An 18610-nucleotide genomic window follows, 5' to 3' on the forward strand; every position below is an offset into this window, starting at 1 on the left:
GCCGCCGCTCTGCCGTTCGCCCGCTTCCTCCGTGACGACATCCCGCACCTTCCCGTGTCGTTCGAACCGGGACGCGTGACGGTCGGCCCCCTCGTCATCCCCGGAGCGTCCGCGTGCCTCGCCTGCCGGGACGCACACGCCACGGATCTCGACCCGGCCTGGCCCCTGCTGCACGCACAGCTGATCGGTCGCGATCCCGGGCCGATCCGCGCGGTGCAGGTCGCCGAGGCCGGACGGATCGCCGCAGTGCTCCTGGGGGAACATCCGGCGTCGGAGAGCCGTGTCGCGCAGGTCAGCGCCGACGGCTCGACCGGGTGGCATTCGGTGAGGTTTCACGAAGAATGCCAGTGCCGCGAGCCGTGGTACCCATCTCAGCGAGGAACCTCGACGGAGCCCGCTCTCCCCGCCCCGCCGTTCTCGCCCACGACAGCGACAGCGTCCTCGCGGCGCGCGTGACACCGACGTAGGCCAGGCGCCGCTCCTCATCGACCGATTCGAAGCTCGTCGCGTAGGAGATCGGCAACGACCCCTCGGCCCACCCGGCGAGGTGCACGTGGGGCCACTCGAGTCCCTTCGCGGCATGCAGGGTCGACAGGGTCACCGTGCGCATCGTGGGCTCATGCTGGTCTTTCGCGCGGGCCATGAGCGCGTCGCTGAAGCTGCGCAGATCCGCCTCGGGACCGGCATCCTCCGCGAGGCGCAGGATGGCACGACGCGCCTCCCATCCACCCCGCTGCGCACCGCCCGCAGCCGGCGGCTCCTCCGTGAGTCCGAGCTCGCGCAGGACCCGCTGGACCGCGGGGAGGAACCCGTGCTCGGAGGGAGCCACGGCCGCCGCCCGCAGCGCCAGGATGGCCTGACGCACCTCCGGCATCGCGAAGAAGCGAGTACCCCCCAGCACCGTCGTCGCGATGCCCTCGGCCGCGAGCGCCTGCTGCAGGACCGCGGACTGGGCGTGCGCGCGGTAGAGGACGGCGATCTCCGAGGGCGATGCCCCTGCGGCGAGCTGAGCCGAGATCGAGGCCGCTATCCCCGCGGCCTCCTCGCTCTCGGAGTCGTACGCAGTCACGGTGGGTGCATCGGCCGTGAACTGCTCGCGCGCGGGCACGAGCTCGAGCGCACCGGGGCGTCCGTGCATCAGCGCGTTCGCCACGGTCAGGATCGGCGCCTGGGAACGATAGTTCGTCTCCAACCGCACCACCGTGGCGTCGGGGTGACGACGCTCGAACTCGAGCAGGAAGCGCTGGTCGGCGCCGGCGAAGGAATAGATCGTCTGGCTGGCGTCTCCGACGACACAGATGTCGTGCCGATCTCCCAGCCAGAGTTCGAGCAGCCGGTTCTGCAGCGGTGAGACGTCTTGGAACTCGTCGACCGTGAAGTGCCGGTACTGCTCGTGGACGGATGCGGCGACCCGCGGCTCCGTCTCCAGCATCCCCGCGCAGGCGAGGAGCACGTCTTCGAAATCGAGCTGACGGCGGTCATCCTTCAATGCCTCGTACCCGCGCATCAGTTCGATGAGCTGACCGGTGTCCACTCCGCTGATCGGACGGTCGAGCGCCGCATACTGGTCGATCGAGAGCATCGAGACCTTGCGCCACTCGATCTCGGAGGCGATGTCGCGGAGAGTCGCGGTGCTGGGCCGCAACCGGATCGCATCGGCCGCCTGCCCCAGCATCCGTACCTTGTTGTCGATGATCGACGGAGCGGGCGAACCCGCGAGCGTCGGCCAGAAGAAGTTCAGTTGCGCGAGCGCGGTCGCGTGAAACGTCCGAGCGGCGACTCCCTCGACGCCGAGCGCCCGCAGACGCCCCCTCAGCTCGCCGGCGGCCTTGGCCGTGAACGTGACCGCCATGACGCGGGAGGGCGAATAGGCCCCGGTATCGACGCCGTGGGCGATGCGATGCGTGATGACGCGTGTCTTTCCCGTGCCTGCGCCCGCGAGCACGGCCACGGGTCCGCGCAGGACCGATGCTGCCGCTCGCTGCCGCTCGTCGAGGGCATCGAGTGCGCTCACGCGCGCTCCTCGTACCAGTCGACGATCAGCGCGCGGGCGATCGACGCGGGCCCGGGGAGGCCCACCGGCCCCCGCCCTGCCAGCGCGGAGCCGATCTCCGCACGGGAGAACCAGCGCACGTCGATGATCTCCTCACCATCGGCGAGCGCAGCGGACTCCTCGTCCACGACGGCCCGGAAGCCGACCATGAGGGAACGCGGGAACGGCCAGGCCTGCGAGGAGACATACCGCAGCGACGACAGCCGCACGCCCGACTCCTCCTCGATCTCCCGGTGCACGGTCGACTCGAGCGACTCCCCTGCCTCGGTGAACCCGGCGAAACAGGAGTACATACGGCCGCCCCAGTTCGCGTTCGCTCCGAGCAGCAGCCGCTCGCCGTCGCGGCTCTCGACCGCGACGATCACCGCCGGGTCGGTGCGGGGGAAGTGCTCGCGAGCGCACACCAGGCACCGTCGTGACCATCCCGCCTGCCGCAGCTCCGTCCCACCCCCGCATGTCGGGCAGAACGGTGCATCGCGGAGCCAGCCGGCGAGGGCGATGGCGCCGATGAGGAGTTCGGACTCCTGACCGTCGATACGGCCGCCGAGGTCGCGGAGCCCGAGCCAGATCTCATCCGGCGCTGCGTCGAGGGAATCGGTCTCCGGAGGGGCTGCGGCGAGGAGCACCACGGCACCATCGGAATCCCGTCCGAGCAGAGCCCAGGTGGCTTCGACGACGGCCGAGGGAGGAACCCGCAGCAACGTCGAATCGACCACCCGGACGCGCCCTTCACGGACGACGATCACGCGGGTGGCGGGGTCTTCTCGGAGGCGTTCGAGGACGTCCGCCTCATCGCGGAGTTCGGCTGCACGGTCGAGAGACGGGCGCTGACTGGTCATCGACTCCCTCTTTCACGGGCGTGGCGGAGGCGGGACCGCCCCTGAGCCGACCTACCCTGGGGGCATGGGACGCTCTCCTTTCACTCTAGCCGCGGCAGTGACCGCTGCACTGCCCGGGGCGGAGGTCACGGGGGCGCGCCGTCTGAGCGCCGATGGCGATGGACGGTTCGACTCGGCGATCGCCACTCTCACCGACGGCCGTGAGCTCGCGATCCGCGTCGCCGACGATGACGAGACAGCGCGGGAACTGGCTGCCGAAGCGCTCGCCCTGCGCGCGCTGACCGACGGGGCACGCGCCATGCTCCCCTTCCGTGCCCCGGCCTACATCGGCGAGACTCGGCTCGGCGAGGGACGTGCTCTCGTCACCGAACTCCTCCCCGGATTCCAGATCGAGGCGGCCATGGTGCCCGCCGGTCGCGGCGCCGCGGAGTCCATGGGCGCCTCGATCGCTGCCGTCCATGGCCTGCCCACCTCGGTCGTGCGCGGTGCCGGTCTCGCCACGCGCAGCGCCGAGGAGAGCCGCGCAGAGCTGGAGCGCCTGGTCGACACCGCGGCCGCCACCGGCCGCGTCCCCGCGCGCCTCACCGTGCGGTGGCGTGACGCCGTCGCCGACGATGAGCTGTGGCGCTTCGAATCCACCGTCATCCTGGGCGGCGTGCAGGCGACCTCCTTCCTGTTCGACGATCACCCCGAGCGCGGCCCCGAGGTGGTCGGCGTGGTCGGCTGGCATGGCCTCTCGGTGGGCGACCCTGCCCTCGACCTCTCCTGGTTGTCCGCTGCACCGGACGCCGCAGACGACGTCCAGCGCGCGTACTCTCACGCGATCGACCGGGCGCCGGACGCCGGCCTCGAGGTACGCGCCCGCCTTCTCGCCGAGCTGGAGTTCGCCCGCTGGCTCGTGCACGGCGACGCGATGCATCGGCCCGACATCGTCGACGATGCGGCGTCCCTGCTGGAGGCACTCGCCGAGGGACTGCGCACCGACGACCTCGCCATCATCGACGCCCGAGGTGTCGGCGTCGACTCCGCACTCGATGCTCTCGACCGCGTGCCGAAGGACGCCGTCGCCGAGGTCGACACGTCGATGCACACCGATGCGTACAACCCCGAGGAGCTGTGGGCGGACGGGGAAGACGGGGAAGACGGGGAAGCCCCGGTGACCGCGTCCTCCACCGCACCGACGACGACCGTGTCCGGCGAGCGCGTCGACGACGCCGACCGTCGTGCCGGGATGCTGGATATCGAGACCGAAGATCTCTCCGGGGTCGCGAGCCTGTTCGCCGGGACGAGCGGTCCGGCCGACGCGCGCGAGGACTCCCACCCGCGTCCCCCGCGGTCCGACGACGAGTACGGCGATTTCGACGAAAACGACTCGGACGAGGCTCAGCGGGCGGCGCGCGCGGCACTCCAGCGCTGGAAGAGCTCTTCCTCGGAGTAGACCCGGTCGCCGCGGATGATCAGGTCGTCCGCCACGTAATACAGCGCGACGTCGATCGCCTCCAGCGGCACGTCGTACCGTCGGTGGTATGCGAGTCGATAGAGCGCGAGCTGCAGCATCCGCTCGTCGCGCTCCTTCGCCGTACGCGGAGCCCTGCCCGTCTTCCAGTCGACGATCTCGATGCGGTCACCGCGATCGGCACGCCGGTACACGGCATCGAGCTTGCAGATGACGATGTGCGCCGATCCCGCATCGACGTCCGGCAACCCGGCGCCGAGGGCGAAGTCGATCTCGATCTCCACCGCGATCGGCTGCAGCGGGCCCCACTCACTGCGCTCGAACGTCGCCTGGAGGACCGCGAGATCAGCGGCATCCGCCGATGCCCCCGGCGCGTCGGATCCCGCCGTCGCTCCGACCGCGGGATCCGGGGCGACGTCGTCTTCGTCCACCTCCCAAAGCGCCTCGTCCACACGCGTGCCGACGCCGACGAGTTCGGATCTCTGTTCCACCCACGCATGGAAGAGGGTGCCGAGGCGGGTCTGTCGGTACGGTCTCTCCGGCATCGGCCGGACGATCGACGACAGCGTGCCGGAGAAATCCGTCACGTAGTCCTTGAACCGCGATGCCGGCACACGGGTCGGGGCCTCGGCATCGTTCCCGCGTTGCCGGGCGGCACGTTCGGCCAACAATCGCGTGAGCTCGATCGACGGCTCGGCGACACCGACACGGACCGCCTCGTCGACGGCCCTCGCTGCCGCCGAGACGGTCGCGCGCCGGGCACCCAGCGGGTCGAGCGGCCAATGCAGGGTCGATCCGGGACCGTCGTAAGGGTTGTCGTCGGGATCCACCGGGGCGATCGGCTCGACTCCCACCACTTCCATCGCCTCGACCAGGTACGGGCTCGGCGTCCGTGGCGCCTTCTGGCCCGCCCAATGTGCGCCGCTGAGCAGGAGATCGGTCCGCGCACGTGTCACCGCGACGTAGGCGAGACGCCGCTCCTCCTGCTGCTGATACGCCCGGTACGCGTCCTTGAAGCGCTTGAGCGCGCCGCCCAGCGGATTCGCCTTCGTCGCGCCGCCTGACAATGAGGCCTGCGCGAGCTTCTGCCTCTTCTGCGGATCCGTCTCCTCCCCCATCGCCTCGACGGGGTCCCACTCGAAGCGAGGGAGCGCATCCCGATCACCGCGGAGGGCGAACGGAACCACGCCGAAGCCGAACCACCCCGAGGTGTCGGAGACACGGCTGGGGAGCTCGTCGACCACGAGACGCACGACGGCGACCGCATCCCATTCCAGGCCCTTCGAGCCGTGGATGGTCAACAGCTGCACGACACCCGGCTCCGGAGGCTCAGGGCGCGGCATCAGCTCGTCGGTGCTCTCGGCCTTGTCGAGCCACGCCAACAGGCTCCCGATGCTCCCTCGCTCGTCGGCCGCGAGGAAGGCCCGCACCTCGTCCGTGAACGCCCGCAGTTGCGTGGCGGCGATCCGGGCCGGCCCTCGTGTCTCGTTGGCGGCCAGTTCGATGTCGAGTCGGAGCTCGAGTTCGATGAGACGGATCAGTTCCGGGATCGGTTGCGACGCCGCCCGCCGGAGCCGTTCCAGCATCTCCCCTGCGGCACGGACGCGTGCACGTCCGTCCGGGCTGATCGTCTCGAGCAGACGGTAGTCGTCACGCACCGCGCGCACCACGTCGACCGCGTCGACGATGGACACCGCCTCATCGGCACCGCGCGAGGAACGCAACCGCACGCGCACCTCTTCCGGCAGCGGTGCCAACGCGGTGTCCCGCTCCGAGAGCGCGCGACCGAGGTCGTAGAGGGCGGCCATGTCGGCGACCCCCACCCCGAAGCGGGGTCCCGTGAGGAGGCGGATCAGGGCGGACCCCGCCGTGGGGTCGTGCACGACCCGGAGTGTCGAGACGACATCGACCACCTCGGGAGTCGCGAGCAGCCCGCCCAGGCCGAGGATGCGGTGCGGGATGCCCCGCGCGGCGAGCGCAGCCGCGAAAGTCTGCATGTGACGCTTCGACCGGAACAGGATCGCACCGGTGTGCGGACGCAGACTCTGCGCAGCGCCGACCCCGCGCGCCTCATGCTCCTCCCTCCGCGCGGCGAACCAATCCGCGACGGCGGAGGCCTCGTCATCGACCGTGAACGCGTACTCGACGGACACCGAGCCGTCCCCCGCTCCGGGACGAGGCTCAAGGGGCGGCACGTCGAGTCCCGGCCGCTGCAGGGGTTCGAGCACACGGTTGGCGATGCCGAGGATGCCGCGGTCGTTGCGCCAGCTCGTCATGAGGCTGTAGGTCTGCGCCGTTCCGGTGCTCGAGAACGTCCGCGAGAAGGCGTAGAGGTTGTCGGCGCTCGCACCGCGCCAGCCGTAGATGGACTGGTGGGGGTCGCCGACCGCCATCACCGCGGAGTCCCGGAAGAGTTCGGCGAGGAAGCGGGTCTGGATGACCGACGTGTCCTGGTACTCATCGAGCAGCACCACACGATGCTGCTCCCGAAGCTCGTCGCGCACGTCGGGCGCGGACTCGACGATGTCGTATGCACCACCCACCTGATCGGCGAAGTCGAGCACGCCGCGGCGCTCCTTCTCGGCGATGTAGTCACGCACCAGACGGGAGAGCGTCGGCAGGCTGAGCAGGTTCACGGCCGCCTTCTCCACGTCGGCATTGCCCCGGTAGGGCGCGAAGGCGAGTGCCTGGTCCCGCGCGATCCGTTCTGCCACCTCCAGGTCGACTCGATGGTCGAGGGCGTCGCCGGCGAGGCGCTGGACCGCGTCGATGATCGTGCCGAGCGCGAAGTCGATGTTCTCCAGCTCAGGAAGATCGCTGCGGAGCACGACCTCACGGGCCAGCATCCAGGAGGCGGCCTGGCTGAGCATGGCCACGTCGGGATCACGGCCGATGCGCGCAGCATGTTCGCGGACGATCCCGTCAGCGAAGGCGTTGTAGGTCGACACCCGCGGACGGATCATCACGTCTTCCGCCGCGCGGGGAATCGCAGGGTCCCACCCGGTGCCGTGATGAGCGGCGAGCTCGTCGAGGACATGCCTGCGCACCACCTCGCGCTGCCGGCCCTCGGCGGACTCCTCGACACGGCGAAGGGAGCCGTCGGCCACGATCTGCGCCAGATGGGGCAGCAGGCCCCGGTGGCCGTACTCGTCGATGACCGCCAAGCGGTCGCCTATCCGTTCCGCGAGTTCTCCCGCGGCCTTGCGGGTGAACGTGAGTCCGAGGATCTCGTCACGTCGTACGTGCCCGTTCGCGACGAGCCACACCACTCGCCCGGACATGGTCTCGGTCTTGCCGCTGCCTGCTCCGGCGACGACGAGCGCCGGCTCCGGGGGCGCCTCGATCACCCGCTGCTGCGCGGGTGTGGGCGGAGGCTGTCCGAGCGCGGCCGCGATGTCGGTCGCCGAGATCCCCTCGCCGCCGCTCCACCCGGTCATGCGCTCACCGCCGGGACGGTGTGGATGCGACACGGATGCACGCGGCGCTGGGTGTCGGCGCAGTGCGACTCGACCTGCGCCGTGAAGCTCGACGCCGACATGCCGTGGGCGGCATCCGAGACGCGGCGCAGGAAGGCCGCCCGCGATTCGTCGCTGAGCGTGTGCTGATGCGCGATGCGGTACTCGCTCTTGGCAAGCGTCTTGGAGACGATCACGAGACGCGCCCCGGCCAACGACCCCGGCGGAGCGTCCTCCACCAGGCCCTGCTGGACGGCGACCTGATAGGCCGCGAGCTGCGCGTGCTCGCGCACACCGGGATCCGACTCGGGGTCGTTCTTCCCGGTCTTCAGATCGACCACCACGATGCGGCCGTCCGGGCCGCCAGACATCCGTTCCCAGCCGCGTCCGCGTGCGGCGCCGTGCTCGCCCGCATCCGGCGGATACGCCTCGACGCGATCGATGTACCCGTGGATGATCGCCTGGTTCGCGCGGTCCTCCCCGACGTGATGCACGGCGGGCACCGCCTGCGCATCGCCCTCAGCCACCACGTCGACGGCGAAACGGAACTCCACCTCGCTGCCGAGGACCCGCCCGCCTTCGCGGCGCACCTCGCCGAGATACGTGTGCAGGCGCCCGACGAGCAGATCGGCGCGTCGACGCTCCTTGCGGCCGATCCACTCGGTCTCGAAGTCGAGTTCCGGCCATCGCTCCGCGACGATCGCACGCATCTGCTCGACATCGCCGTCGGGCACCCGCTCCATCGCCTCGTGCACGATCGTGCCGATCCCCGCCGTCGGCGGCATCACCGTGTCTCCGCCGAGAGCCGAGACGACCCAGTTGAGTCCGCACTCCTCGAAGGACTCCATCTTCGAGGGCGAGACCCGCGCGCCGTCGACGGCGAGATCGCGCAGCGGCGCCTGCGTGGAGGGGGCCGTGACGCCGTACCACTCGGCGGGGTCGGCGCCCGGCACGCCTTCTCGGGCGAGGACGGCGAGCTGGCCTGCCGCGTCGCGTCTGAGCGAATCCGAGTGCGCCGTGGTCAGCGTCCGTCGGTACCGGGCGACCAGCCCCCGCAAAGTGAGCGGATGCTCGGCCGATGCGTGGCGCTCCGGCGGGTGCGGGGCGGGCAGGAAGGCGAAGAACGGGCTCGGGGTGAGGTCGTCGTCATCGACCGCGGTGATCAGGAGTCGCTTCCGTGCCCGCGATACGGCTCGCACGAACAGGCGGAGCTCGTCATGCAACGCTGCCCGCCGGCGGTCCAGTACCCCGGGCGGTTCGATGCTCACGCCGGTGCGAGCGGCTTCGAGCGCATCGGCCAGACGCCAGGTCTGCAGCAGACCGCCGCGGAGACGGACGTTGGGCCAGACGCCGTCCTGCACCCCGGCGACGACGACGGCGTCGAACTCCGTGCCGAGCGCCGTGGCCGGAGTCAGCAGCGTGACCTTGCCAGGACGGTCCGGGGTCGACAGGGAATCCTCGGGGACCTCGCTGTCGAGGACGTCTCGCACGAAGGCCTCGGGCTTCTCGTTCGGAGTGCGCTCGACGAAGCGCTTCGCCGCGTCGAAGAGCGAGACGAGCGCGTCGAGCGAACGGGCCGTCTCCGCTCCGGTGGGCAGCAGGGAGATCTCGCGCCACGCCACCTGCAGACGCCGACCGTCGACGGCACGAGCCTGCTCCCACACCCGCCACAGCAGATCGTGGATCGTCTCGCCCTGGTCGGCGGCACGCGCCACCGCCTCGATCGTCTCCGCGAAGCGCTCGGCGGAGCGGGATTCCGGCGAGTCGATGAGCGTCAGGTGGCTGGGGTTCGCCATCGCCTGGCGCAGCAGCTCGCGCGCCGGCGTCGACCCGCCCTGTGCGAGTTCGATGTGCCGGAGGCGGGCGCGGAGACGGCGGAGCCCGATCGCGTCCATCCCCCCGAACGGGGTGCGCAGTGCCTCCTCCAGCGCCTCCGGGGTGCGCTCCTCGACCGGCGTCAACGCGAGGCGCACGATGCCGACGATGTCACGCACGATCCCTTCGCTCCCGAGCGGACGCTGCACACCGGCGGCGCGCGTGGGGACCTCCCTGGCCGCGAGCTCGGTCTCCAGCGTGGTCACCTGACGCGTGTCGTGAGCGATGACGGCCATCCGATCCCAGCGGATTCCCTCGGACAGATGCCAGTCGCGCATCACACCGGCGATGCGGTCCAGCTCTTCATAGGGAGACGGGGCGACGAAGGTCGACACATGCGCATCGACCTCCTCCGGGTCGACGGGCACCGGCGCCCGACGATGCTCGACGCGTCCGGAGACTCCGATCGCCTGTGTGACGGTGCGAGTCAAGGCGGTGAGCGCCGGATGCTGCCGGTGCGCGCCGTCGAGCACATGCACCTCGCCGACGGCACCGGCGAGCTGCGCGAAGAGCTCCGGGCTCGCGCCACGGAACGACCCGGATGAGATATCGGGATCGCCGAACGCCAGCACCGCGATGCCCCGCCCCCGCAGCGCTCTGACGACATCGATCCCTCCGCGGGTGAGCTCCTGTGCGTCATCGATCAGCACGACGCGCAACGGCGCGAGCGGGCCGAGCGTCGCCGCCTCGGCCGAGCGCAGGATGGCAGCTGCCTCGCTGAGCAGGTCCGCGGCGTCGCGGTGCGCGGAACGCAGAGCGTCGAGTACCGTCCGGTACTCGACGAGGAACTCCGCGGCTGCCACCCACACGTCGTTCCCCGACGCGCGGAGCTCGTCCGGCCGGGCCCCGATCTCGGTGCACTCCGCGAGGAACGCGCGGAGCTCCGAACGGAATCCCTTCGACGCGCGCACCGAGCCGCTGAGCGCGTCCGGCCAGGGGATGCGACCGTCTTCGGCGTCACCGGCGAGCAGATCCGCGATGATGCGGTCCTGGTCGGCTCCGGTGAGCAGCGCAGGCGGCTCCGCTCCCTCGCGCACCATCGCCCCCCGGACCAGCTGGAAGGCGAAGGAACCGAGCGATCGCGCCAACGGCCCCGGAGTCGCCTGCCCGATGCGGACACCGATCCGGTCACGCAGTGCGGTCGCGGCCTGGCGGCTCGGCGTGAGTGCCAGCACCTGCTCCGGTCGCAGATCGGCCGCATCGAGCAGGTGCACGACGCGGTCGACGAGCGTTCGCGTCTTCCCTGTTCCCGGCGCCCCGATGATGACACCGGAGGCGAACGGCTCGGCGGCGATCACAGCTCGCTGCGCGGCATCCGGTGTCATGCCCTCCACGCTATCCGGACGCGGGGACATCGTCGTGCGCGCCTGCACGCGACACCCTCGCGACCCGCCACCCCCGGCCTGTGCGCTCACGGCGAAACCGACGCGGGGTGCCGATCCCGCCCGATGCCCGCGGGGTAGAGTTGGGCCAGTCCCCGAACTTCAAGGAGCACGCGTGGAAATCCGCATCGGCATCATCAACACCGGCCGCGAACTGAGCTTCGACACCGGCGTGAGCGCAGACGAGGTCCGCACCCAGGTCACCACGGCGCTGGAGCAGAACGCCACGCACGTGAGCTTCGCCGATGTGAAGGGCAACTCCTACATCGTCCCCACGGCGAACCTCGCCTACATCGAACTGGGCACCGAGGAATCGCGTCGCGTCGGCTTCGTCGCCTGAGCAGACGATGTACATCCTGCTCGCACTGATCGGCGCGTGTGCCCTGGGCATCGCGGTGCATTTCCTGATCTCCGGGCGCGAGCTGCGCGGAGTGGCGCTCGCGCCCGCCGTGGCCACAGCGGTCTCAGCGATCACCTACACGGGTCTGCAGTGGGCCGGCGTCGGTGAGGACAGCATCTGGCTGTGGCTCGCGAGCGTGCTCGGCGCTCCCGTCGTCGCCGCGCTGGTGACGGTGGCGATCACCGGGATGCGCAAGCGGTCCGATGCAGATGCCAAGGCGGCACTCGGCATCTGACGGGCAACCTAGGACGCGAGGCCCATCGCATCCATCCGGCGCGCGTGCGCGCCCATGAGTTCGGTGTAGACCGGCTCGACGCGCTCGTCGTCGACCTGGAGCAGCTCCGGCCGCAGTGCGGAACGGCAGACCAGGATGGTGTCACCGACGAGGCGCCGCGCCCACATCGACAGCAGGGACCGCCACTCCTCATCGCTCTCGATCGTCTCCTGGATGATCGCGACGATCTCATGGCCGGCATCGTCTTCGCGGAGGATCTCCGCCACCCGACGACCGGTCTCGCCGTAGCTCGACGCGAGCGCGAGGTAGAAGTCGTCGAGCATCCCGGCGGTGATGTACACGGCGAGGAGCGTCTCCCGCGGTCGCGCACCGATGGTCTTGCGTCGGAACGCGTCGAGGTTCTCGCGGAACGGCAGCATCACCTGCGTGGGGTCGCCACCGCGCTCGGCGATGACCTCGACGATCCCGCGATGCTTCGTCAACGCCGCCCCGGCCGCACGCGACAGGGACTCCTTCTCGGAAAGCTCGGGGGTCGCCCGGATGAGCCTGGTGAGCGTCTCGAAGTAGCCCAGCTGCAGGTACGCGGCCTGACCGAGGAACCGATCGAGCTCGGGGGCGAGTTCGGCGAAGTCGACCCTCGTCGCATCGCTCTGCTCGCCTCGGCTGCGCAGGGTGAGGATTCGCCGTGGCGCGTCATCGCGCTGCCAGAACCACTTAACCACGAGGTCTTCCTCCTGAGTCCACCACGGGATTCACAATACCCGCGCCGGGCCCTCCTTCCTGGTCCGCACCACCCCTCCGGTAGGCTGGGCGTGTCCCCGCCGTCGGAGCGGGGCCCCGCGCCTGTGGCACAAGAGACGGCGTGGATCCGTTTACGTGGCGATCCCCCAGGGTCGCCGGACAGGCAATCTGAATAAAGTGACAACTTTCGCCGATCTCGGCATCGATCAGGACATCGTCGACGCACTCGCGGCCAAGGGCATCATCGATGCCTTCCCGATCCAGGAGCAGACCATCCCTCTCGGCCTTCCGGGGCAGGACATCATCGGCCAGGCGAAGACCGGCACGGGAAAGACCTTCGGGTTCGGCATCCCCGTCGTGCAGCGCCTCGGCAAGGACCCGGAGCACGGCGTCAAAGCACTCATCGTCGTCCCCACCCGCGAGCTCGCCGTGCAGGTCTATGAAGACATCGACCTGCTCACCAGCAACCGCTCCACCAGCGTCGTCGCCATCTACGGAGGCAAGGCGTACGAGGGTCAGATCGACCAGCTCAAGGCGGGCGCGCAGATCGTGGTCGGCACTCCCGGCCGCCTGATCGACCTCGCGGGCCAGCGCCTGCTCGACCTCTCCAACGCGACGGAGGTCGTGCTCGACGAGGCCGACAAGATGCTCGACCTCGGCTTCCTCGCCGACATCGAGAAGATCTTCCAGAAGGTCCCGGCCGTCCGCCACACGCAGCTGTTCTCGGCGACCATGCCCGGCCCGATCGTGGCCCTCGCCCGCCGCTTCATGTCGAACCCGATCCACATCCGCGCCAACGACCCCGACGAGGGCCTCACCCAGGCCAACATCAAGCACCTCGTCTACCGCGCGCACTCGATGGACAAGGACGAGATCATCGCTCGCATCCTGCAGGCCGAGGGCCGCGGCAAGACCGTGATCTTCACGCGCACCAAGCGCGCGGCGCAGCGCCTCGTCGACGAGCTCAACGACCGCGGCTTCAACGTCGGCGGCGTGCACGGCGACATGGGGCAGGACCAGCGCGAGCGCTCGATGGCCGCGTTCAAGGCAGGCAAGCGTGACGTTCTCGTCGCGACCGACGTGGCCGCCCGCGGCATCGACGTCGACGACGTGACGCACGTCATCAACCACACCATCCCCGACGAGGACAAGACGTACCTGCACCGCGCCGGCCGCACGGGGCGTGCGGGCAAGACCGGCATCGCCGTCACTTTCGTCGACTGGGAGGACCTGCACAAGTGGGCCCTCATCAACCGGGCGCTCGAGTTCGGTCAGCCGGAGCCTGTCGAGACCTACTCGTCGAGCCCCCACCTGTACGAAGACCTGGACATCCCGCAGGGCACGAAGGGCCGCCTCGTGTCCGCGCCGAAGACCGAATCCGTGAAGACGGAGCGCACCCGTCGGCCCGAGCGTGCCGCGGACGCCGCCGCGGAAGGCACCGACGAGACCGGGACGCGTCGCCGTCGCCGTCGCCGCAACAGCGCGACTCCGGTCGGTTCGACCTTCACCGAAGGCGCGTCGGGGGCCACCACCGGCGAAGGACAGTCCGCTCCGGCCGCAGACCGCAGCGCTGAGGGCGCCGGCACCCACGACGGGGCGGGCAAGGAGCACCACGACGGCAAGCCCGCGCCGGCGCGCCGTCGCCGTCGTCGCCGTGGAGGTTCCGGCGCAGGCGCAGCGCCGGTCACCGGAGCCTGACACCTCGACCTCTCAGAAGGGCGCGTGCCGCGGACGAACTCCGCAGCACGCGCCCTTCGTCGTCGCCGCCGCTCAGCGAAGAGACGCCGCCCGCTCCCCGTGGAGTATCGCCGCAGGAACCTGCGGCGGATAGACCCACGCGACCAGCACGACCGAGATGATCATGAGCAGGAACCACGAACTCAGCTTGCTCGCCGAGACCGGCTGCCATCCCCCCGCCTGATCGGGGTATGCCCATGCTCCCGCCCAGGTGCCGATGTTCTCCGCCAGGTAGATGAAGACGGCGACTCCGACGAACACGACGAGCAGCGGGATCCGGATCGTCCGACGCCAGATACGCGCGTGCATCACCGTCGGCAGCCACAGCACGATGACCGCAGCCAGCAGGATCCACCGCGCATCCCACCACCAATGGTGCGCGAAGAAGTTCACGTAGATCGCGATCGCGAGGATCGCCGTCATCCACCGCTGCGGGTATCGCGTGAAGCCGAGGTCGAAGAGCCGGTAGACGCGCACCATGTAGGAGCCGACAGCGGCATACATGAACCCGCTGAACAGCGGCACTCCGCCGATGCGCAGGAAACCGTCCGCGGCATACGCCCAGGAGCCGACATCGGTCTTGAACAGCTCCATCACGGTTCCGGTGAGGTGGAACAGGACGATCACCCACAGTTCTCGTCCGCTCTCCCAGCGGAACACGAGCATGGCCACCTGGATGAGCACGGCGGCGATGGTGAGGGCATCGTTGCGCGCGAGCGCCGCGTCCGGCGGGTACCAGAACCGTGCCGCGATGATCACGAGCAACAGCGTGGCCCCGAACACGCACGCCCATGCCTGCTTGACCACGAACACCGCGAACTCGATCAGGCCGGAGCGGAAACCGCTCGTCGGGGCGCCGAGGAGCAGGCGGTGGGCCCACGCATCGACACGGCGTTCCAGGGACGTCGCTCGTTGCATGCTCGGAATGTAGCCCTCCCGGTCGACAGGTCACCGGGAGTATCCCGACAGTATCCCGACCGTCAGGGGAAGCGCGGGGCGATGCCGGTGCCCTGCGCCAGGAGGCGGGCGACCATCTCGTCGGACGTCGTGTTCTCCCCCGGACGGTTCGGCTTGCCGCTGCCGTGATAGTCGCTGGACCCTGTGACGATGAGGTCGTGCTTCTGCGCCAGCTCGCGCAGCATCCGCTTGCCCGCTTCGGTGTTCTCGCGGTGATCGACCTCGAAGCCGCCGAGTCCGGCCGCGATCAGCCGCTCGATGTACGGGATGGGCATCATCCGGTCGCGACCCGCGGTGACCGGGTGGGCGATGATAGCCACTCCCCCGGCTTGCGTGATCAGGCGCACCGCGGTCAGCGGGTCCGGGGCGTAGTGCGGCTCATAGTATCCCTCGCGCGGATGCAGGATCCCGTCGAACGCCTCCGTGCGATCGCGCACGATGCCCCTCGCCACGAGAGCGTCCGCGATGTGAGGGCGCCCGACCGTCGCATCCAGAGCCGTCTGCGCGACCACGTCATCCCAGTGCAGGTCGTAGTCCCGTCCGATGTTGCGCACGATCCGCTCCGCGCGCCCGATCCGATCCCCGCGGATGCGATCGGTCTCGGCCCGCAGAGCCGGGTCTCCGGGATCGAAGAGGTAGCCGAGCACGTGCACGCTGCGCCACTCGTGCTTCGCCGACAGCTCCATCCCGGGGATGAAGGTCATGCCGAGCGCGACGGCGGCGTCACCGGCCTCATCCCAGCCGGTGGAGCGATCGTGATCGGTGAGCGCCACGGTGCGGATCCCGTGTGCGTGCGCCTGCCTGATCACCTCGGCCGGCGCCTCCGTCCCGTCGGACTGGTTGGAGTGCAGGTGCAGGTCGGCGGGACCGGCGAACCCGGCGGACGGAGAGGCCATCCTCCGAGCGTACCGAGGGCGACGGCCAGTGGGCGCGGAGGCACACGGAAGCGGATGTCGGGGCAGGGACTTCACAGGCGGCGCTCCTAGGCTTGAGGGGATGTTTCGACTACTGGGGATCCTCTTCACCGTCCTGCTCGCGATCGCGACGGCGATCGTCGTGTGGCCGCAGTTCTTCCGTCTCGAGCAGACCTATCCGTTCGCGCAGCTGGTGTCCGCGCGCGGCCTGGTCCTCGGCGGATTCCTGGTGATCGCCGTGCTCGCGCTCCTGCTGCTCTTCGCTCGTCCTCTGCGCGGATTCGCCGCGTCGGTCCTCATCGTCGCGCTGCTGGGCGCGGGGGCGACCGGCGTCATCGGAGCGACCCGCGGCTTCGGCACCACCGAGCTCCCGCAGAAGACGGAGAGCAGCATCCGGGTGCTGACCTGGAACACAGCGGGCGAAGCCGTGTCCGCCGAGGTGATCGCCCAGCAGATCCTCGCTCAGGGCGCCGATGTCGTGGCCCTGCCGGAGACGACCGAGGACGTCGGCGAGCGCATCGCGATCATGTTGCGCGAGCAGGGGCATCCGATGTGGGTGCACCACGTGCAGTTCCGCCCCGATGTCCCCAACGGCCCCCAGTCCTGGCACACCACGGTGCTGGTGGCCCCCGACCTCGGAGAGTACTCGGTGATCGAATCCTCGAAGGACGGCAGCAGCAACACGGGCTCCGTGCCGAGTGTCGTGCTGATGCCGGTCGACGGCTCCGGACCCACGATCGTCGCCGTGCATGCCGTCGCTCCCCGCGTGGAAGAGATGCAGCAGTGGCAGAGCGATCTGCAGTGGATCGCCGATCAGTGTCCGCAGGGCGACTTCATCCTGGCCGGAGACTTCAATGCGACGATCGATCACATGGCGCCCCTCGGAGTGGACGGTGGTGACATCGGATATTGCCGCGATGTCGCGTCGCGCACCGGCAACGGTCTCGCGGGAACGTGGCCGAGCTCGCTCCCGCCCCTCGCCGGGGCGCCGATCGATCACGTGATGGCCTCGCCGAACTGGACACCGACGGGCTCGGTCGTCCTCGGCGATGCCGGGGGCAGCGACCACCGTGCGCTGGTCGTCCAGCTGGAGCCGGCCGGCTGAACTCCCGCAACCCGCCCTGCAGGTGACAGACTGGAGGGATGAGCACCGGAGAACGCGACACGATCGCAGAAGCCACCGTCGAAGCGTCTGTCGAGAACAGCAACACGAACCGCAAGCAGCCCTTCCCGCAAGGGTTCCTCGACACCATCTCGACGGGATGGGCCGAGCGTCCGGAAACCCTTCCCGCTCCGCGCGCACAGGCACCGTACGCCGCCGCCCGTCGAGCCGCGGTCTCTGCCGCCTTCCCCGGGAAGCGTCTCGTCATCCCCGCAGGATCGCTCAAGCAGCGCAGCAACGACACTGACTACGTCTTCCGGGCACACTCCGCCTTCGCCCACCTCACGGGGTGGGCCGCGGATGCCGAGCCCGACTCGGTCCTGGTCTTCGCGCCGACCGACACGGGTCACGACGTCACCCTCTTCTTCCGCGAGCGCGCCGACCGCACCACGACGGAGTTCTACGCCGACGCCACGATCGGTGAGTTCTGGATCGGCCCACGCCCGTCCCTGGACGGTGTCGCGGCCGACCTGGAGATCGCGACCGCCCATCTCCACGAGCTCGAGGCCGTGGAGGGAGAGCTCGTACTCGACGAGGACGAGACCCTCACCCGTTTCGTGTCCGAGCTGCGCCTCATCAAGGACGAGTTCGAGATCGCCGAGATGCGCCGTGCCGTCGAGATCACCGCGAACGGCTTCGACGACATCGTCCGCGAGCTTCCGTCCGCCGTCGCGCACGCCCGCGGCGAACGTGTCGTGGAGGGTGTCTTCCACCGCCGCGCCCGTGAAGACGGCAACGGCGAGGGCTACGACACGATCGCGGCGTCCGGTCCGCACGCCTGCTACCTGCACTGGACCCGCAACGACGGCACCGTGGCCCCGGGCGATCTGATCCTCGTCGACGCCGGTGTCGAAGCCGACAGCCTGTACACGGCGGACATCACCCGAACGCTGCCCGTCTCGGGAACCTTCACCGAGGTGCAGCGCCGAGTGTACGAGACCGTGCGCGAGGCCGCCGACGCCGCGTTCGCCGCTGCACGGGTGGGCGTCCGTTTCCGTGACGTACATGCGGCCGCCATGAAGGTCATCGCCGCACGCACCGCGGAGTGGGGCCTGCTGCCGGTGACCGCTGACGAGGCGATCGACGCGGACAAGGGCGGCCAGCACCGTCGGTACATGGTGCACGGCACCTCCCACCACCTCGGCATCGACGTGCATGACTGCGCCCAGGCGCGCCGCGAGATGTACTACGACGGCGTCCTGACACCCGGCATGGTGTTCACGATCGAGCCCGGGCTGTACTTCCAGATCGACGACCTGACGGTGCCCGCAGAGCTCCGTGGCATCGGCGTGCGGATCGAGGACGACATCCTGATGACCGAGGACGGCCCCGTGAACCTCTCGGCCGACATCCCCCGCACGGCCGACGAGGTCGAAGCATGGATCGCCCGGCTCCAGAGCTGAC

The 18610-nt window shown here is 69.9% G+C and carries 13 protein-coding genes; 6 read left to right on the forward strand and 7 right to left on the reverse strand.

Annotated elements, in window-relative coordinates; all coding sequences use genetic code 11:
- Positions 1 to 292: 292 nt before the first annotated feature.
- Both ACLF6J_RS04855 and nudC read right to left on the reverse strand, forming a co-directional pair.
- A complete protein-coding gene (locus ACLF6J_RS04855) occupies positions 293 to 2014 on the reverse strand; it encodes an ATP-dependent helicase (RefSeq protein WP_134353390.1) in 1722 nt (573 codons plus the stop codon).
- Positions 2011 to 2892 carry an NAD(+) diphosphatase gene (nudC, locus tag ACLF6J_RS04860; protein WP_134353388.1) on the reverse strand — a complete coding sequence of 294 codons (882 nt, stop codon included), beginning with the start codon at positions 2890 to 2892 and terminating at the stop codon, positions 2011 to 2013. Before nudC ends, ACLF6J_RS04855 begins: the two co-directional genes overlap by 4 nt.
- A 64-nt stretch (positions 2893 to 2956) precedes the next feature.
- Here nudC and ACLF6J_RS04865 point away from each other — a divergent pair, with 64 nt between their 5' ends.
- A complete protein-coding gene (locus ACLF6J_RS04865; RefSeq protein WP_244093624.1) occupies positions 2957 to 4330 on the forward strand; it encodes a phosphotransferase in 1374 nt (457 codons plus the stop codon).
- On the opposite strand, the gene ACLF6J_RS04870 is transcribed toward ACLF6J_RS04865, so the two are convergent.
- Together ACLF6J_RS04870 and ACLF6J_RS04875 are read right to left on the reverse strand one after the other, a co-directional pair.
- Positions 4276 to 7785: an ATP-dependent DNA helicase gene (locus tag ACLF6J_RS04870; protein ID WP_134353386.1), complete on the reverse strand. Its 3510-nt coding sequence runs from the start codon at positions 7783 to 7785 to the stop codon at positions 4276 to 4278. The two genes, ACLF6J_RS04865 and ACLF6J_RS04870, sit on opposite strands and share 55 nt — an antisense overlap.
- Positions 7782 to 11003 (reverse strand): ATP-dependent helicase, encoded by a 3222-nt coding sequence (locus ACLF6J_RS04875; protein ID WP_134353384.1) that lies wholly within the window; start codon positions 11001 to 11003, stop codon positions 7782 to 7784. Before ACLF6J_RS04875 ends, ACLF6J_RS04870 begins: the two co-directional genes overlap by 4 nt.
- Positions 11004 to 11175: 172 nt before the next feature.
- Here ACLF6J_RS04875 and ACLF6J_RS04880 point away from each other — a divergent pair, with 172 nt between their 5' ends.
- Together ACLF6J_RS04880 and ACLF6J_RS04885 are read left to right on the forward strand one after the other, a co-directional pair.
- Positions 11176 to 11400, forward strand: coding sequence for a DUF3107 domain-containing protein (locus ACLF6J_RS04880; protein WP_131491920.1), 225 nt, complete (start codon positions 11176 to 11178; stop codon positions 11398 to 11400).
- A 7-nt stretch (positions 11401 to 11407) separates the two neighbouring features.
- Positions 11408 to 11695, forward strand: a complete 288-nt coding sequence (locus ACLF6J_RS04885) for a hypothetical protein (protein ID WP_131491919.1) — start codon at positions 11408 to 11410, stop codon at positions 11693 to 11695.
- An 8-nt stretch (positions 11696 to 11703) separates the two neighbouring features.
- Here ACLF6J_RS04885 and ACLF6J_RS04890 read toward each other — a convergent pair whose 3' ends face one another.
- Complete coding sequence (locus tag ACLF6J_RS04890; RefSeq protein WP_047523057.1) at positions 11704 to 12417, reverse strand: ferritin-like fold-containing protein; 714 nt, start codon at positions 12415 to 12417, stop codon at positions 11704 to 11706.
- A gap of 196 nt (positions 12418 to 12613) precedes the next feature.
- On the opposite strand from ACLF6J_RS04890, the gene ACLF6J_RS04895 reads away from it, so the two are divergent.
- On the forward strand, positions 12614 to 14134 hold the full coding sequence (locus tag ACLF6J_RS04895) for a DEAD/DEAH box helicase (protein ID WP_047523058.1): 1521 nt from the start codon (positions 12614 to 12616) through the stop codon (positions 14132 to 14134).
- A gap of 72 nt (positions 14135 to 14206) precedes the next feature.
- Here ACLF6J_RS04895 and ACLF6J_RS04900 read toward each other — a convergent pair whose 3' ends face one another.
- Both ACLF6J_RS04900 and ACLF6J_RS04905 read right to left on the reverse strand, forming a co-directional pair.
- Positions 14207 to 15091 carry a DUF817 domain-containing protein gene (locus ACLF6J_RS04900; protein ID WP_134353382.1) on the reverse strand — a complete coding sequence of 295 codons (885 nt, stop codon included), beginning with the start codon at positions 15089 to 15091 and terminating at the stop codon, positions 14207 to 14209.
- Between the two features lie 62 nt (positions 15092 to 15153).
- On the reverse strand, positions 15154 to 16026 hold the full coding sequence (locus ACLF6J_RS04905; protein ID WP_131491916.1) for a PHP domain-containing protein: 873 nt from the start codon (positions 16024 to 16026) through the stop codon (positions 15154 to 15156).
- A gap of 100 nt (positions 16027 to 16126) precedes the next feature.
- On the opposite strand from ACLF6J_RS04905, the gene ACLF6J_RS04910 reads away from it, so the two are divergent.
- Positions 16127 to 17149 carry an endonuclease/exonuclease/phosphatase family protein gene (locus ACLF6J_RS04910; protein ID WP_047523060.1) on the forward strand — a complete coding sequence of 341 codons (1023 nt, stop codon included), beginning with the start codon at positions 16127 to 16129 and terminating at the stop codon, positions 17147 to 17149.
- Between the two features lie 38 nt (positions 17150 to 17187).
- Positions 17188 to 18609: an aminopeptidase P family protein gene (locus tag ACLF6J_RS04915; RefSeq protein WP_134353380.1), complete on the forward strand. Its 1422-nt coding sequence runs from the start codon at positions 17188 to 17190 to the stop codon at positions 18607 to 18609.
- Position 18610 lies beyond the last annotated feature (1 nt).

Origin of the sequence: Microbacterium sp. IO18, assembly GCF_049099505.1 — a bacterium.
Taxonomy (GTDB): domain Bacteria; phylum Actinomycetota; class Actinomycetes; order Actinomycetales; family Microbacteriaceae; genus Microbacterium; species Microbacterium aurugineum.

What these genes read in the sequence shown, in the direction of transcription:
- nudC (WP_134353388.1), bottom strand. Translation starts at nt 2,892, where the DNA reads ATGACCAGTCAGCGCCCGTCTCTCGACCGTGCAGCCGAACTCCGCGAT.
- ACLF6J_RS04885 (WP_131491919.1), top strand. Translation starts at nt 11,408, where the DNA reads ATGTACATCCTGCTCGCACTGATCGGCGCGTGTGCCCTGGGCATCGCG.
- ACLF6J_RS04905 (WP_131491916.1), bottom strand. Translation starts at nt 16,026, where the DNA reads ATGGCCTCTCCGTCCGCCGGGTTCGCCGGTCCCGCCGACCTGCACCTG.
- ACLF6J_RS04915 (WP_134353380.1), top strand. Translation starts at nt 17,188, where the DNA reads ATGAGCACCGGAGAACGCGACACGATCGCAGAAGCCACCGTCGAAGCG.
- ACLF6J_RS04910 (WP_047523060.1), top strand. Translation starts at nt 16,127, where the DNA reads ATGTTTCGACTACTGGGGATCCTCTTCACCGTCCTGCTCGCGATCGCG.
- ACLF6J_RS04875 (WP_134353384.1), bottom strand. Translation starts at nt 11,003, where the DNA reads ATGACACCGGATGCCGCGCAGCGAGCTGTGATCGCCGCCGAGCCGTTC.
- ACLF6J_RS04900 (WP_134353382.1), bottom strand. Translation starts at nt 15,091, where the DNA reads ATGCAACGAGCGACGTCCCTGGAACGCCGTGTCGATGCGTGGGCCCAC.
- ACLF6J_RS04870 (WP_134353386.1), bottom strand. Translation starts at nt 7,785, where the DNA reads ATGACCGGGTGGAGCGGCGGCGAGGGGATCTCGGCGACCGACATCGCG.
- ACLF6J_RS04865 (WP_244093624.1), top strand. Translation starts at nt 2,957, where the DNA reads ATGGGACGCTCTCCTTTCACTCTAGCCGCGGCAGTGACCGCTGCACTG.